The organism is Streptomyces sp. NPDC005181 (assembly GCF_040608395.1).
In the GTDB taxonomy this organism is placed as follows: Bacteria; Actinomycetota; Actinomycetes; order Streptomycetales; family Streptomycetaceae; genus Streptomyces.
This window is the reverse complement of the sequence record NZ_JBEXID010000022.1, coordinates 39,350-53,676: the sequence shown is the minus strand read 5'-3', so window position 1 is coordinate 53,676 and position 14,327 is coordinate 39,350. Positions and strand designations below refer to the sequence as shown.

Genomic DNA, 14,327 nt, shown 5'->3' with positions numbered 1-14,327 from the left:
ACCCGAATGCGCCGCCGCGCGTCCACCACTTGCGCGCAGCGACTGTCCCGACGTAAGCCATTCGGGCACGTGATGTCTCCAACCGCTCACCCTGCGTGGCATCGGGGGGTGTTCGCCCATAGTTTCGGCTCATGGAGAAACGTCACATCAAACAGCTCTTGTGTCTCGCAGCCGTGTCGGCCAGCGCAGTGGGCGCCGCTGTTCCGGCCTGTACCGCGGCTGCTTCGCGTTCCGTGGACTCCCCGGTCGTGCGCGTGGTGCGTTCGGGCCAGTCGATCCAGGCCGCGGTGGATGCCGCCCGGCCGGGTGACACGATCGACATCCGGCCCGGCACCTACCACGAGAGCATTCTGATCAAGAAGGCGCGCCTGACCCTGCGCGGCGCCCCGGGCGCGACCGTGCTCGTGCCGCGCGCGACCGGAACCAAGGCAGCCAACGCCTGCGCGCAGGCCGGCAACGGCATCTGTGTCCAGGGCACGTCCAAGAAGACCGTCGACGGTGTGCGTATCCGTTCGCTGACCGTCTCCGGATTCAAGAAGAACGGAGTCTGGGCCTCCTGGACCGACGGACTGTCGGTCCGGCAGGTGACGTCCCGGTCCAACGGCATCTGGGGCATCGCCCAGGAGCGGTCCACCCGCTCCGATATCCGGAGCAACACCGCCCGCTCCAACGGCGACGCCGGCATCTTCGTCGCCAACACCGTGGACGAGGAGGGTGGCGCAACCGACACCCGGGGCACCAGGGTCCAGGGCAACACGCTGACGGACAACCGGATCGGCCTCACCGCCCGCCGGGTCCGCAACCTCTCGATCCGCGACAACACGTTCACCGGCAACTGCAGCGGCGTCTTCGTCGTCGGCGACGAGGGCAAGCCGCAAGCCGGGGCAATGTCCATCCACAACAACCGGGTCACCAAGAACAACAAGTTCTGCGTCAAGACCGAGCGACTGCCCGCCATCCAGGGATCCGGGATCATCCTCACCGGCACCGTGGACACCGATGTGCGCTCGAACATCGTCGAGAACAACGTGGGCGCCACACCGCTCTCGGGCGGAATCGTGCTGTTCAAGAGCTTCGTGGGCGCTCACAACACCGGCAACACCATCAGCGACAACCGGGCGATGGGCAACCGGCCCGCGGACCTGACCAACCAGGAGACCGGACAACGCAACAGCTTCGCCGACAACGTATGCGCGACGTCCGCACCGGCCGGAATGTGCTGACCCATATTCCCCCGCACTAGGAGAAGCGAGACGGTATGACCACCGTGAGCACCACCCCCACCACCACCCCCATCGCCACCACCCCCCTCACCCCGCATCCGGGGATGCGGCTGCGTGAAATCGTCTTCGGCGCGGCCTGCGCCGCCGCCGTGCGTGCGGCGGCGCGGCTCGGCGTCGCCGACGCGCTCGGAGAGACGCCCGCCGGCGCGGAGGAGCTCGCGGCGGAGCTGAGCACCGAGCCGATGCCGCTGAAGCGGCTGCTGCGTGCCCTGTCCTGCTACGGGATCTTCGCCGAGACCGAGGACGGCACGTTCGTCCACACCGACATGTCCCGGCTGTTGCGCGAGGACGACCCGAACAGCCTGCGGTACATCTCCCTGTGGTGCACCGAGCCCTGGACCTGGGAGGTCTGGCCCCGCCTGGACGACGCGGTGCGCTCGGGCACGAGCGTCTTCCCCGAGGTGTTCGGCAAGGGGTTCTTCGACTACCTGCACGAGGACGCACACGAGTCGGCCCAGGTGTTCAACCGGGCAATGACCACCTCCAGCATGCAGTCCGCGCTGGAGGTCGCCGAACTCCTCGACCTCGCCGAGGTGTCCGAGGTCGCCGACATCGGCGGCGGTCAGGGACACGTGCTCGCCAGCCTGCTGGAGAAGCACCCGTCGGTCCGCGGAACGCTGATGGATCTGCCGGGCGTGGTGGCGCGGGCGGACGCCCGGCTCCGGGACGGCGGCCCGCTCGCCGGACGGACCCGCATCGTCGCCGGGGACTGCCGCGAGGAGATCCCCGTCCAAGCCGATCTCTACATCATCAAGAACATCCTGGAATGGGATGACGAGAGCACCCGCAAGACCCTGCGCAATGTGATGGCGGCGGCCCGCCCGGGGGCCCGGGTCGTGATCATCGAGAACCTGGTCGACGACACGCCGTCGATGCGGTTCACCACAGCCATGGATCTGCTGCTGCTCCTCAATGTCGGCGGAGCGAAGCACACCAGGGAGAGTCTGATGAGCCGGATGGCGGAGGCCGGCCTGATCGTCGGCGACATCAGTCCGGTCAACGCGTATCTGCACGCGTTCGAATGCGTCGTCCCCGCCTGACCCGTTCGCTCCTCGGACCGTGGAACTCCGGGACGTGGAATCGCCCCGGGTCCGGCTCTTCAGCCGGTCCCGGGGCAATCGTTCGTACCTGCTCAGGCAGTGGAGTCGCGCTCCCACCGGTAGAACTCGTGCGCCATCGCATCCTTCGGACCACGCCAGGTCTTCGGGTCGTACGGGCTGATGAAGGCGGTGAGCTTGTCGCTGAGGTCCCTGAACTCAGGGTGCTGGTGCACCTTGGCGATCTCCGGGCCGGGCGGCCGGTCGGACTCGATCAGATGCAGGTACACGTCGCCGAACTGGAACAGCTTGCGCCGGCTGACGCCGACGAGGTGCGGCAGTTCACTGCCGTCCGAGGCGGCGAACAGTTCGGCGATGTCCGGTGCCGAATCCGGTGCCATACGGGCGACGATCAGAGCATGGTGCATCGGGAGGATGCCTTTCTGGTACCCGCCGGTGCCTCGCCGGGCGGCGGGGTGGCCGGACGTGGACGGGCGAAACGTCAGCGGGCGCTGACAGGGGCGGTGCGCCGCTCACGGTCGCGCTGCTCGATCTTGTCCCGGATGAGTTCCATCTGGACGCGGGAGTTGCGGTTGATGTTGTCGGTCATCCACGCGTCGTCGACGGGTGCGTCGGGCCGCATCGCGAAGTCCTGCTCCCAGTGCAGCTTCGTGCCGCCGGGGACCTCCGAGTACACCCAGCGGATGTTCATGTGCTGGAAGGGTCCGGGCTCGACCCGGCGGGCGACGACCGTACGCGCGGCGCGGTCGGTGGTGCGCTCGGAGACCCAGCTCCAGACCTTGTCGTTCTCGTCGGGATGCATGGTCAGCCGGAACTTCGTCGTCTCACCGTCCCGCTCGAGGACATCGACGGACGCGTACTCGCTGAACAGCCGCGGCCAGTTCTCGAGGTCGTTCGTCACGTCCCAGACCAGGTCCAGAGGGGCGGCGATGGTGATCTCGTTCTCGGTGTGTCCGGACACTTCAGGCTCCTGTCACGAGGTTGTTGTTGACCAGGTCGAGGAATTCACGGGGGGTCTTGCAGCGGTCCGCGTCGGCGGGGAGCGCCTGGCCGTGCCGGTTCTCCAGCACACCCACGATGCCGAGGAGTCCGAGCGAGTCCAGGCCGAACTCGTCGAAGCCGGACGCGGGCCGGCTCTCCATGTCCTGCGGGTCGACGGTGACTCCCGCGCCCTTCTTCATCAGAGCGGCCAGCTCCTGGTACGTCAGTGGATTGGTCATGAGGGGCTTCTCCTTCTCACGCGTGGGTGTCAGTGGGGTGCCGCAGCACGAGCGCCGCGTTCGATCCCATGAGGCCGCGGCTCAGCACGAGCGCCGTCCGCAGCTCGGCGGGGCGCGCCCGGCCGGTGACCACGTCGAGGTCGTGGCACACGTCGACCACATTGGGGGTGGGCGGTATCAGACCGTCCTCCATGGCCAGCACTGCGGACGCCACGTCCATCACCGGCGCTCCGCAGTAGGCCCTGCCGATCCCGCTCTTGGGCGCCGTGACCGGCACGCGCCTGCCGTGCGCGCCGAGCGCGTCGGCGATGGCCAGTGCCTCGGCACGGTCCGCGGCAGGTACGCCCAGCGCGTCCGCGAAGATCACGTCGATCTCCTCCGGCGCGCAGTCGGCCTCCCGGAGCGCACCGCTGATCGCCCGGGACAGGCCCTCCCGGGACTCCGCCCACCGGGACGCCCCGGTGAACGTCGCGGCATGGCCCGCCAGTTCGGCACGGACCTTGGCCCCGCGGCGCAGTACCGCTCCTTCTTCCTCGACCACGAGCATGGCGCCGCCCTCGGCCGGCACGAAGCCGCAGGCGTCAACCGTGAAGGGGCGGTACGCCCGTGCGGGATCGTCGCAGACACTCAGGTCCTCGTACCCGAGCTGGCAGACGACCGAGTACGGGGCCAGGGGTGCCTCGGCCGCGCCGACGACCATGGCGTCGGCGCCGCGGCGGATGGACCGGGCTGCGTGCGCCAGTGCGTCCAGGCCGCCGGCCTCGTCACTGGCGACGACGGCGCACGGCCCCTTGAAGCCGCCCCGGATGGAGATCTGGCCGGTGCTGGCGGCGTAGAACCAGGCGATGGACTGGTAGGGGCCCACGTACTTGGACCCCTGACCCCACAGCCGTTGCAGTTCGCGCTGGCCGAACTCGCCACCGCCCGACCCGGCTGCGGTCACCACTCCCACGCCGTACGGGGCGCTCTCGTAGTCGGCCCGGCCGAGCCGGGCGTCGTCGAGAGCGAGGTCCGCCGCGGCCATCGCGAAGTGCGTGAACCGGTCGGTCTGTACGAGGTAGCGTTCTTCGACCAGCTCCACCGGGTCGAATCCCCTGACCTCCCCTGCAACCCGCAGCGGCAGATGTTCGCAGCCTTCGCGGGTGACGTGGTCGAGGACGTTCATCCCTTCCAACGTCCTCTTCCAGAACGATTCCGTGGTCGTGCCGTTGGGGGCGACGACACCAATGCCCGTGACGACGGTGCGCCGGGCCTCTCGGACGCTCATCGTGTCCTCCCACCTGTTCTGGTCAGGGCCACCGCGGACTGGAAGCCCCCGAAGCCGCTGCCGACCGACAGGACGCTGCGCAGCTTCAGGGGACGTGCAGTACGCGGCACGTAGTCGAGGTCGCACTCCGGGTCCGGGGTCTCGTAGTTCGCCGTCGGCGGCACTGTCTGGTTGACCAGCGCAAGCACGCAGGCGGCGATCTCGATGGCACCGATGGCTCCGAGTGAGTGACCGACCATGGACTTGATGGAGCTCATGGGCACGTTGTAGGCGTGTGCGCCCAGGGCCCGTTTCACCGCGGCCGTCTCATGCCGGTCGTTCTGCTTGGTGCCGGAGCCGTGCGCGTTGACGTAGTCGATCTCCGAACCGTCGATACGGGCGTGACCCAGGGCCCGGTTGATGGCCTCGGCCATCTCCAGCCCCTCGGGCGTCAGCCCGGTCATGTGATAAGCGTTGCCGAAGGTGGCGTATCCGGCGATCTCGCAGTAGACGGTCGCGCCGCGGGCGCGGGCGTGTTCCAGCTCCTCCAGGACGAGCACGGCTCCGCCCTCGCCCATGACGAAGCCGTCCCGGCGGGCGTCGAACGGTCGGGAGGCGTGCTCCGGGTCGTCGTTGTTCGCCGAGGTCGCCTTGATCGCGTCGAAGCAGGCCACCGTGATGGGGGTGATCGGCGAGTCGGACGCGCCGGCGATGCACACGTCGACACGGCCCTCCTCGATGGACTGGAAGGCGTACCCGATCGCGTCGAGGCCGGAGGTGCAGCCCGTCGAGACGGTCTGCACCGGGCCGTGCGCGCCGACCTTCTCGGCCACCGCCGAGGCGAGGGAGCTGGGCGAGAAGGCCCGCTCCAGGTGGCGGCCCGCCGGGCGGTGGTCGACGTCCCAGCGGGCGCCGCTGCCGCTGACGGCGACGTAGTCGTGCTCCAGTCGGGTGGTGCCCCCGACTGCCGTGCCTAGCGACACGCCGATCCGCCAGGGATCCACCTTCTCCACATCGAGCTCCGCGTCGCCGAGGGCTTCCCGGGCGGCGACCAGTGCGAACTGGACGTACCGGTCCGCGCGTGCGACCTCCTCCTCGTCGAGGCCGTGATCCGCCGGGTCGAAGTCGCACTCGGCGGCGATCCGGGAGCGGAACCCGGCCGGATCGAAGAGGGTGATGCCCCGTGTCGCGGTGCGTCCATTCGCGAGGAGGTCCCAGAAGGACGGCGCGCCGATTCCACCCGGGGCGACGACGCCGACCCCGGTGACCGCCACGCGCCGCGTCATGAAGCGGCCTCAGCTCGTTCTGGCGGCGCGGCCCGGTCCGCCGTCTCGGTCTGCTCCGTGTCGACGTGGCCGAGCTCCGGGCGCGGGGCGAGCGGGCCGAGGTGGAACACCATGCGCGCTTCCACGTCGCCCACGTTGCGGAAGCGGTGGCGTACATGCGGAGGGATCAGCAGACCCTGGTCGGGGCGCAGGGCATGCGGTTCACCGTCCAGGTCCACCTCCAGGAGACCGTTCACGACGTACACGAACTCCTCGGAGTACGGGTGGTAGTGCTCGCCGATGCGGTCGCCGGGCTGCACGATGGCCAGCCCCATGAAGCCGCTGGTGGCGCCCACCGCTGTCGGCGTGAGCATGGCGCGCAGATCGCCTCCGCGCCTGCGATTGGGCTGGGTCTCACTGAGGTCCACGATGCGTGGCCGGTGCGTGGTCATGACTGCTTTCCTCCTGGCGCAGTGCGCGTGATGGTGACGGGTTGAGCGAGAACCCCCCAGGTGCTGACGCGCGGCTCAGGACTCCGCGGCCCGCCGATCGGTGATCAGCTTCATCTCGGCATGCGTGATGAAGCGGGAGATCTCCCGGTCGTTCGTGGGGACGGCGTTGGCGTCCTCGTCGAGGAGGCGTCCGAGTCTGGCCACCTTGCCGGGGCCGTCGACACCGACCGCCTGGGCGGCCTGGGCGTCGAGCGGGCCGACGGCTTCGAGGAGCCGGACGACGATGTCGTCGCGCTGGAAGATGGTGCTGCTGTCGATCGGGCTCGTCGTGTCGTCGGCGGCCTCTTCGTCGTGGCCGGCCAGGAGCCGGGCGAGCGCCATGCCGCAGCCCTCCTTGGCCTGGTAGAAGAGCGCGTGACGGCGGATCTCGGCGGGGTTGTGCCTGCCCCGCGTCACGTGGTGGACCGTGGGGAGCGCTGCCCGGGTGAAGAACATCCGGGCGGAATTGGGATCGGTGAGGTCCCGGTCCTGCTCCAGGTACGGGTTGATGGCTTCCTCGACGGCCCTGACCTCGGGCTGCCGGGACACGTGACGCAGCGCCGCGAGGAGGTCTCCCTCGACCTCCACCGCCCGTACGACGCGGTTGCCGTGCATGAACAGCGAGGTGCGGCGCAGCCGGGTGTGCTCGTCGACCCGTGCCTGCGGTGAGTCGTAGTCGGCGAGAATCTTGGCGACAATCTCCTCGGTGCCCGGCCGGACGGTGAACGTGAGCGCGTGGCGGACCACACCGTCACCCAGTCGCGGCGAGGCCTGCAGGCCGCCCTTGGCCGACTCCGGCAATGCCTCGAAGGCGCTGCCGGTCTCGCGCAGGATGCTGTAGCGCAGCGAGCGGGTGTCGCGTACGCAGCTGTGCAGGGGCTGGACCGTCTTGACGTGTTCCTCGCTGTTGACCCAGGCGAGGAAGGGCGGCGCACTCTCCCATTCGCTGGTGATGAGCCACTGGGAGGGGTTCTCGATCGACTGGCACAGCTGGTCGCTGATGTGTCCGGGGACGGATGCCACTTGGTTGCGCATATCCTCATACGCCTCCAGGAATTGCTTCTGGGCTCCGTCGTGCAGATCGAGCAGCAGAACGATCCGCAGCCTTGAGCCGTCGAAGGCGGACTGCGAGATCCGTTCCGAGAGGGTGGTCATGTTGCGCTCTCCTTCGAGACGGTGCGGTGGCCGGATCGGTTGGCCGGCCGTCGGTTGTCGAGTGGAATCGGAGCGGGGTTTCTCCCGGCGGATGTGTACGGTCCGCCCCCGGACCGCGGGCATCTCTCCGTGACCGATCGTGAAACGCTGGTCCGCCTGACGCGAGATTTATGAACCGTTCAGGTGAGCAGCGCTCCGGCGGCCGTCCGAACGGCTCCCACAAGGGCATGGACAGTGCATCTGTACGGCGTCCTAGCGGGAGCAACTGATGAACGAGAACGTCGACCACCGCGTACCAGTCCTCATCGTGGGAGGCTCCCTGGTGGGCCTGTCCGCATCGCTTTTCCTCGGCAGGCTCGGCGTCGAGCATCTGCTGGTCGAGAAGCACGCGGCCACCTCTACACATCCGCGGGGGCGCGGCAACAATGTCCGGACCATGGAGGTGTTCCGCACGGCGGGGGTGGATCAGCGAATCCGGGAGGCCGCGTCGGTCCTCGCGGACAACCACGGCATCCTGCAGGCGGGGTCGCTGACCGGCGACGACCAGGAGTGGCTGTTCAAGGAGATCGACCCGGGTGGCGGACTCGCCCGGTTCAGCCCGAGCGGCTGGTGCCTGTGCAGCCAGAACGATCTGGAGCCGGTGCTGCTGGCCCAGGCGCGTGAGCAGGGCGGTGATCTGAGGTTCTCCACCGAGCTGCTGAGTTTCGACTCGGACGGGTCAGCGGTGGACGCGGTGCTGAAGAACCGGGAGACCGGCGAGCACACGACCGTCCGCGCCGACTACCTCATCGCGGCCGACGGCCCGCGCAGTCCGATCAGGGAACAGCTGCGGATCGGCCAGTCGGGCCCCGGCGACCTGTTCCACAACGTCAGCATCACCTTCCGGTCCAAGAAGCTCGCCGATGTGCTGGGCGACCGGCGGTTCATCGTGTGCTACCTCACGAACCCGGCTGCGGACGGCGCCCTGCTGCCCGTGGACAACGAGCAGGACTGGGTGTTCCACGCGCCGTGGAAGCCCGAACAGGGCGAGACCCTGGAGGACTTCACCGCCGAGCGGTGCGCGGACCACATCCGCCGGGCGACGGGCGCCCCGGACATCGATGTGGAGATCACCGGCAAGGCCCCGTGGCATGCCGCGGAGCGCGTCGCCGACCGCTACGGCTCCGGCCGGGTGTTCCTCGCCGGCGACTCGGCCCACGAAATGTCCCCCACTGGGGCGTTCGGCTCCAACACCGGTATTCAGGACGCGCACAACCTCGCCTGGAAGCTCGCCGCCGTGCTGCGCGGCGAGGCCGGTCCGGGACTGCTGGACACGTACGAGGCGGAGCGGCTGCCGGTGGCGCGGGCGACGAGCGAGCGGGCCTCGGCCCGTTCCGCGGAGCACAGCCACCCCGGTTATGCCCCGGCTCCCGGTGTGGGCGGCGGGAAGCAGGGCGGCCTGCTGCCGGTGGCGCTGGGGTACCGCTATGTCCGTGGCGCCGTGATGGGCGTCGACCCCGAGCAGCCCGTGGTGCCGCGCGGTATGCAGCTGACGGGTGACCCCGGCTCCCGGGCCCCGCATCTGTGGGTCCGTCAGTCCGGTGAGCGCAAGTCCACACTGGATCTGTACGAGCGCACGTTCGTGCTGCTCTGCGACGGCGGGGATGTGGCGTGGCGGCGTGCGGCCGCGCGCGTTGCCGACCGGCTGTCGCTGCGGCTCGACGCGTTCGGCATCGGCCCCGGATCCGATCTGCAGCCGGAGAACGGCGCGGACTGGGCCGAGGCGCACGGCACGACCGCCGAGGGCGCGGTGCTGGTGCGCCCCGACGGCTTCGTGGCCTGGCGGTCGGCCGGTTCCGTACCCGATCCGGAGGCGACCCTGCACGAGGTCCTGGCCACCCTGCTCAGCCGCGACTGATCCCGACGGAGTCCCGCGGAACCCGTCGCCGATGTCTCAGTCCATGCCGAACGACCTCAGCGCCGCGAGAAATTCGGTGGGCCGGGCGGCGTGGACGAGATGTCCGGCATCGATGGTGACGAACCGGCAGCCGGGGATCTGCTGAGCCATTCGGGCGAGTTGATCCTGTGGGAGGTGGCTGCCGGGCCCTCCGCCGATGACGAGTGTCGGGGCCGTGATCTCGCCGAGGCGCTCACGGCCCGTCGGATCGGGGTCGTTGAGCTGGACATCGATCGACGGGACGACCGGCCAGTCGAAGTCGAGCTCCTCGTCCGGGCGTTCGGCGGGCAGGCGGGGCGGGTCGAGCGGAATGAGTGGCGGGGCTTCTTCAATGACGAGTCTGCCGATCAGTCCGGGTTCGCGTTCGGCGAGCAGATAGGCGGCGGCGCCGCCCATCGAGTGCCCGACGACGGTGGCGCCGGCCAGATTGCGGGCCTCCATGAAGGCGTGCAGATCGTCGCGGAACAGCTCGAAGGAATAGCGGCCGGTCCAGTCGCTGAGTCCGTGGCCGCGGAAGTCGAATGCGTACACCCGGTGGTCGGCGGCGAGTTGTCCGGCGATCTCCGTCCAGTCCCGGCTGTTGCCGCCCCGCCCATGAGCGAGAACGACGGGCGGTGCGAAAGGATCGCCCCAGACGCGGTACGCGAGCCGTATGCCGCCGGCCTGCACGCTGTGGACCTCGGGGTCGAGGAACGCGCGGACGGTACGGACGAACGCGCCGGGGTCGTCGAGCCACGGGAGGTGCGCGGCGCCGCGCTGCACGGCGAACTCGGCCTGCGGGAAGAGCGCGGCCAGTTCGGCGGCGCGGTCGGGGGTCGGTCCTGCGTCGTACTCCCCCGCGAGGACGAGCACCGGGACGGGCAGGTTGCGCAGTGCGGCAACGGTGGCTGCCGTGTCGAAGGCGCCGTCCTGGTAGTAGGCGGCCATCGCCTGAGCATTGCGCTGTGTCGCCTTCCCGGAGGCATGCGCCTGAGCTGCCGCGTCCCACCGTCCGTAGGAGAACGGTTCGACCGCCGCCCACTGCTCGCTCCCCCCGCGTCCGGCCTGGATCTCCTTCAGTGCGGTGGCTCCGGCCTCGTACCAGGGTTCACCGCTGCGCAGCGCGAAGGCCTCGGTCCGGTCCTGGTCGGTTACCTCCACCCCGACGGCCCTGGCTCCCGGGGTGACGAGCGTGAGCGAGCGCAGCCGCTGCGGGTACCGGGCGGCGTAGAGCTCGACGAGATTGCCGGAGGCGGAGTGGCCGAGCAGATCGATGCGCTCCATGCGCAGGTGCACGCGCAGCGCCTCGATGTCGTCGACGAGGCGATCGCAGCGGTATGTCGCGGGGTCGTCGGGCACCGCGGAGTCGCCCGTCCCCCGCAGATCGAGCAGCACCAACTGCCGGTGGGCGGAGAGTCCGCCCAGGTCGCCGAGGTAGACGGCGGCCTGCATCGGCCCGCCGGGCACACAGATCAGTGGCTCGCCCTCGCCCTGGAGGTGGTAGGTGAGCTCGGTCCCGTCATACGTGTGAAAGATCGGCATGTATGCCATCCAAACAGGCACGGTGCCGGGCTGCACCGGTGTTCGGTGTGAGCGTATCCGCGCTGCGGGACGGCCCCTGCGCGCACGATTGTGTCGCCCCCCTTGCCAGGCCGTGGATCATCCTGAATTACTGCTCCCGTGAGGATCGACCGAATGATCGGTCGTCTACTCGGGACGAGGGAGATCCGGATGACGACTCTGCTGGACGCGGCGGAACGGCTCGACCGCAAGGAGTTGGAGGCGCTGCAGCTGGGGCGTCTGCGCGCCACACTTCACCATGCGTACGACCACGTCGGCTTCTACCGCGCGGCGTTCGACGCGGCGGGGCTGCGCCCGGACGACTGCCGCAGCCTTGCCGACCTGGCCCGCTTCCCGTTCACGACGAAGGCCGATCTGCGGGACAACTACCCGTTCGGCATGTTCGCGGTACCGGAGGACCAGGTACGGCGCATCCACGCTTCCAGCGGGACGACGGGCCGTCCCACCGTCGTCGGCTACACCCAGGCGGATCTGGACATCTGGGCGGATGTGGTCGCCCGCTCGATCCGGGCGGCCGGCGGCCGCCCCGGCCAGAAGGTCCATGTGGCGTACGGGTACGGGCTGTTCACCGGTGGGCTCGGGGCGCACTACGGGGCGGAGCGGCTCGGCTGCACGGTCATCCCCGCATCCGGCGGCATGACGGCCCGCCAGGTGCAGCTGATCCAGGACTTCCGGCCGGAGATCATCATGATCATGCCGTCGTACATGCTCACGCTCCTCGACGAGTTCGAGCGGCAGGGCGTCGATCCGCGTACGACATCGCTGAAGGTCGGGATATTCGGTGCCGAGCCGTGGACGCAGGAGATGCGCCGGGAGATCGAGGAGCGGTTCGCGATCGACGCGGTCGACATCTACGGCCTGTCGGAGGTGATCGGCCCGGGTGTCGCCCAGGAGTGCGTCGAGACGAAGGACGGACTGCACATCTGGGAGGACCACTTCTATCCGGAGGTCGTCGACCCGCTCACCGGTGAGGTGCTGCCGGAGGGCGAGGAGGGTGAGCTCGTCTTCACCTCACTCACCAAGGAGGCCATGCCGGTGATCCGCTACCGGACCCGGGATCTGACCCGGCTGCTGCCCGGCACGGCCAGGGTCTTCCGACGGATGGAGAAGGTCACCGGGCGCAGCGACGACCTGGTGATCCTGCGCGGGGTGAATCTCTTCCCGACCCAGATCGAGGAGATCGTGCTGCGTACACCGGGGGTGGCGCCGCACTTCCAGCTCCGGCTGACCCGCGAGGGCCGGCTCGACGCGCTGACGGTGCGGGCGGAGGCGCGGGCGGAGTCGACGCCGGACCAGCGGGCGGCCGCCGCGCTCGCGATCGCAACGGCCGTCAAGGAGGGCATCGGAGTGTCGGTGGGGGTCGAGATCGTCGACCCCGAGACGCTGGAGCGGTCGGTCGGCAAGTTCAAGCGGATCGTGGACGAGCGCGGCGGGCGCTGAGCGCGCGCCGCTGAGCCGGTGTGTCAGCTGCGGCGCGATCATGAACCAGGTCGTGCGAACCGGTCCCTGAGCTCGCGCTTGAGGATCTTTCCGCTGGCGTTACGTGGCAGCTCGTCCACGAAGAGGACCTTCTTCGGGGCCTTGAAGTGGGCGAGCCGTTCCCGTACGTGGTCGAGCAGCTGCTGTTCCGTGGCGTCCTCGCGCAGCACCACGACGGCGGTGACGGCCTCGATCCAGCGTTCGTCGGGCAGCCCGACGACGGCTGTCTCCGCGACGGCGGGGTGGGTGTAGAGGGCGTCCTCGACCTGGCGGGAGGCGACGAGGACGCCGCCGGAGTTGATGACGTCCTTCACCCGGTCGACGACGGTGAAGAAGCCTTCGCGGTCACGGACCGCGAGGTCGCCGGAGTGGAACCAGCCGTCGCGGAACGCCTCGGCGGTCTCCTCCGGTTTTTCCCAGTAGCCCTCGCACAGCTGCGGAGAGCGGTAGACGACCTCGCCCGCCGTCCCGTCGGGGACCTCCTTGCCGTGCTCGTCGACGACCCGCGCCTCGACGAAGAGCACCGGCCGGCCGCAGGAGTCCATCCGGCCCTCGTGCTCGTCGGGCCCGAGGACCGTGGCGAGCGGGCCGATCTCGCTCTGGCCGAAGCAGTTGTAGAAGGCGAGCGCGGGCAACCGCTCACGGAGCCGTTCCAGCACCGGGACCGGCATGATCGACGCCCCGTAGTACGCCTTGCGCAGCCCGCCGAGGTCGCGGGTGGCGAACTCCGGGTGGTTGGCGAGGCCGATCCAGACGGTGGGCGGGGCGAACAGGCTGTCCGCCTGCCCGGCCTCGACAAGGTCGAAGATCCGGCCCGCTTCGGGCGCGTCGAGGATGGTGTTCTCCGCACCGACCGCGAGGTAGGGCAGCAGGAACACATGCATCTGCGCGGAGTGGTAGAGCGGCAGCGAGTGGACGGGCCGGTCGGTGGGGCGCAGGTCGAGAGCGGCGATCGCGCTGACGTACTCGTGGACGAGGGCGCCGTGCGTCATCATCGCGCCCTTGGGAAGCGCGGTGGTGCCCGAGGTGTACAGCAGCTGCACCAGGTCGCCGGCGGCCGGTTCCCGTTCGGCGGTGAAGGGGCGCGGAGTGGCGAGTTCATCGAGGAGGGAGTGCGGCGCGTCGCGCAGCGGACGTACGGCGAAACCGGCCGGGATCCGGTCGGCCAGATCCGGATCGGTGAGGACGAGCGTGCTGCCCGACTGCTGCAGGATGTATGTCAGGTCGTCGCCCGTGAGGTTCTGGTTGACCGGCACATGGACGAGGCCGGCGCGGGCGCAGGCGAGGTACGCGATCAGGTACGCGTCGGAGTTGTGTGCGTACGAGGCGACCCGGTCACCGGGGTGCAGGCCGTGTTCGGCGCGGAGGACGGCGGCCGCGGTGCTGACCGCCGTGTCGAGGGCCCGGTAGGTCCAGGACCGCTCCGCGTAGCGCACGGCGGTGCGCTCGGGGGTGCGCCGGGCGCTGCGCGTCACGACACCGTCGGCTGTGGAGCTGCGTACACCTGTCATGACGTGATCCTGTGCGGCCGGCACCCGGCGGTCAAGGGTTCGGATACCGGCCACGATGTTGACAGGGGTACGCGGGTGCTGGCTGAGTTGCGCGTGGTGTCTCGGGAGTTCCGAGCAACCGCC

General features: G+C 69.6%; 13 protein-coding genes. 4 read left to right on the top strand and 9 right to left on the bottom strand.

Annotated elements, in window-relative coordinates; genetic code table 11:
* Positions 1 to 131 precede the first annotated feature (131 nt).
* Positions 132 to 1,223, top strand: coding sequence for a right-handed parallel beta-helix repeat-containing protein (locus tag ABZV38_RS16895; RefSeq protein ID WP_356327732.1), 1,092 nt, complete (start codon positions 132 to 134; stop codon positions 1,221 to 1,223).
* A 35-nt stretch (positions 1,224 to 1,258) separates the two neighbouring features.
* Positions 1,259 to 2,323, top strand: a complete 1,065-nt coding sequence (locus ABZV38_RS16890; protein WP_356327730.1) for a methyltransferase — start codon at positions 1,259 to 1,261, stop codon at positions 2,321 to 2,323.
* Positions 2,324 to 2,415: 92 nt separating this feature from the next.
* On the opposite strand, the gene ABZV38_RS16885 is transcribed toward ABZV38_RS16890, so the two are convergent.
* The 7 genes from ABZV38_RS16885 to ABZV38_RS16855 form a co-directional block, all read right to left on the bottom strand.
* The gene (locus tag ABZV38_RS16885) at positions 2,416 to 2,748 is read right to left on the bottom strand and encodes a TcmI family type II polyketide cyclase (RefSeq protein WP_356327728.1); all 333 of its coding nucleotides are present in this window, start codon (positions 2,746 to 2,748) and stop codon (positions 2,416 to 2,418) included.
* 74 nt (positions 2,749 to 2,822) lie between these two features.
* Positions 2,823 to 3,302, bottom strand: coding sequence for an SRPBCC family protein (locus ABZV38_RS16880; protein ID WP_356327726.1), 480 nt, complete (start codon positions 3,300 to 3,302; stop codon positions 2,823 to 2,825).
* A gap of 1 nt (position 3,303) precedes the next feature.
* Complete coding sequence (locus tag ABZV38_RS16875; protein ID WP_356327724.1) at positions 3,304 to 3,561, bottom strand: acyl carrier protein; 258 nt, start codon at positions 3,559 to 3,561, stop codon at positions 3,304 to 3,306.
* Positions 3,562 to 3,577: 16 nt separating this feature from the next.
* Positions 3,578 to 4,828: a ketosynthase chain-length factor gene (locus ABZV38_RS16870; protein ID WP_356327722.1), complete on the bottom strand. Its 1,251-nt coding sequence runs from the start codon at positions 4,826 to 4,828 to the stop codon at positions 3,578 to 3,580.
* The gene (locus ABZV38_RS16865; RefSeq protein ID WP_356327720.1) at positions 4,825 to 6,093 is read right to left on the bottom strand and encodes a beta-ketoacyl-[acyl-carrier-protein] synthase family protein; all 1,269 of its coding nucleotides are present in this window, start codon (positions 6,091 to 6,093) and stop codon (positions 4,825 to 4,827) included. The genes ABZV38_RS16870 and ABZV38_RS16865 overlap by 4 nt, the downstream gene beginning before the upstream one ends.
* Positions 6,090 to 6,524, bottom strand: a complete 435-nt coding sequence (locus tag ABZV38_RS16860) for a cupin domain-containing protein (RefSeq protein WP_356327718.1) — start codon at positions 6,522 to 6,524, stop codon at positions 6,090 to 6,092. The genes ABZV38_RS16865 and ABZV38_RS16860 overlap by 4 nt, the downstream gene beginning before the upstream one ends.
* Positions 6,525 to 6,599: 75 nt before the next feature.
* Complete coding sequence (locus ABZV38_RS16855; protein ID WP_356327716.1) at positions 6,600 to 7,718, bottom strand: SchA/CurD-like domain-containing protein; 1,119 nt, start codon at positions 7,716 to 7,718, stop codon at positions 6,600 to 6,602.
* A gap of 268 nt (positions 7,719 to 7,986) precedes the next feature.
* On the opposite strand from ABZV38_RS16855, the gene ABZV38_RS16850 reads away from it, so the two are divergent.
* Positions 7,987 to 9,615, top strand: a complete 1,629-nt coding sequence (locus tag ABZV38_RS16850) for an FAD-dependent monooxygenase (protein ID WP_356327714.1) — start codon at positions 7,987 to 7,989, stop codon at positions 9,613 to 9,615.
* 36 nt (positions 9,616 to 9,651) lie between these two features.
* On the opposite strand, the gene ABZV38_RS16845 is transcribed toward ABZV38_RS16850, so the two are convergent.
* Complete coding sequence (locus ABZV38_RS16845; RefSeq protein ID WP_356327712.1) at positions 9,652 to 11,175, bottom strand: alpha/beta hydrolase; 1,524 nt, start codon at positions 11,173 to 11,175, stop codon at positions 9,652 to 9,654.
* Between the two features lie 189 nt (positions 11,176 to 11,364).
* Here ABZV38_RS16845 and paaK point away from each other — a divergent pair, with 189 nt between their 5' ends.
* On the top strand, positions 11,365 to 12,654 hold the full coding sequence (paaK, locus tag ABZV38_RS16840; protein WP_356327710.1) for a phenylacetate--CoA ligase PaaK: 1,290 nt from the start codon (positions 11,365 to 11,367) through the stop codon (positions 12,652 to 12,654).
* Positions 12,655 to 12,692: 38 nt separating this feature from the next.
* Here paaK and ABZV38_RS16835 read toward each other — a convergent pair whose 3' ends face one another.
* Positions 12,693 to 14,204: an acyl-CoA synthetase gene (locus tag ABZV38_RS16835; RefSeq protein ID WP_356327708.1), complete on the bottom strand. Its 1,512-nt coding sequence runs from the start codon at positions 14,202 to 14,204 to the stop codon at positions 12,693 to 12,695.
* Positions 14,205 to 14,327 lie beyond the last annotated feature (123 nt).

Excerpts from the sequence above, each read along its gene's own strand:
- ABZV38_RS16835 (WP_356327708.1), bottom strand. The coding sequence starts at position 14,204 with ATGACAGGTGTACGCAGCTCCACAGCCGACGGTGTCGTGACGCGCAGC.
- ABZV38_RS16855 (WP_356327716.1), bottom strand. The coding sequence starts at position 7,718 with ATGACCACCCTCTCGGAACGGATCTCGCAGTCCGCCTTCGACGGCTCA.
- ABZV38_RS16875 (WP_356327724.1), bottom strand. The coding sequence starts at position 3,561 with ATGACCAATCCACTGACGTACCAGGAGCTGGCCGCTCTGATGAAGAAG.
- ABZV38_RS16895 (WP_356327732.1), top strand. The coding sequence starts at position 132 with ATGGAGAAACGTCACATCAAACAGCTCTTGTGTCTCGCAGCCGTGTCG.
- ABZV38_RS16860 (WP_356327718.1), bottom strand. The coding sequence starts at position 6,524 with ATGACCACGCACCGGCCACGCATCGTGGACCTCAGTGAGACCCAGCCC.
- ABZV38_RS16870 (WP_356327722.1), bottom strand. The coding sequence starts at position 4,828 with ATGAGCGTCCGAGAGGCCCGGCGCACCGTCGTCACGGGCATTGGTGTC.
- ABZV38_RS16885 (WP_356327728.1), bottom strand. The coding sequence starts at position 2,748 with ATGCACCATGCTCTGATCGTCGCCCGTATGGCACCGGATTCGGCACCG.
- ABZV38_RS16845 (WP_356327712.1), bottom strand. The coding sequence starts at position 11,175 with ATGCCGATCTTTCACACGTATGACGGGACCGAGCTCACCTACCACCTC.
- ABZV38_RS16865 (WP_356327720.1), bottom strand. The coding sequence starts at position 6,093 with ATGACGCGGCGCGTGGCGGTCACCGGGGTCGGCGTCGTCGCCCCGGGT.
- ABZV38_RS16890 (WP_356327730.1), top strand. The coding sequence starts at position 1,259 with ATGACCACCGTGAGCACCACCCCCACCACCACCCCCATCGCCACCACC.
- ABZV38_RS16850 (WP_356327714.1), top strand. The coding sequence starts at position 7,987 with ATGAACGAGAACGTCGACCACCGCGTACCAGTCCTCATCGTGGGAGGC.
- paaK (WP_356327710.1), top strand. The coding sequence starts at position 11,365 with ATGACGACTCTGCTGGACGCGGCGGAACGGCTCGACCGCAAGGAGTTG.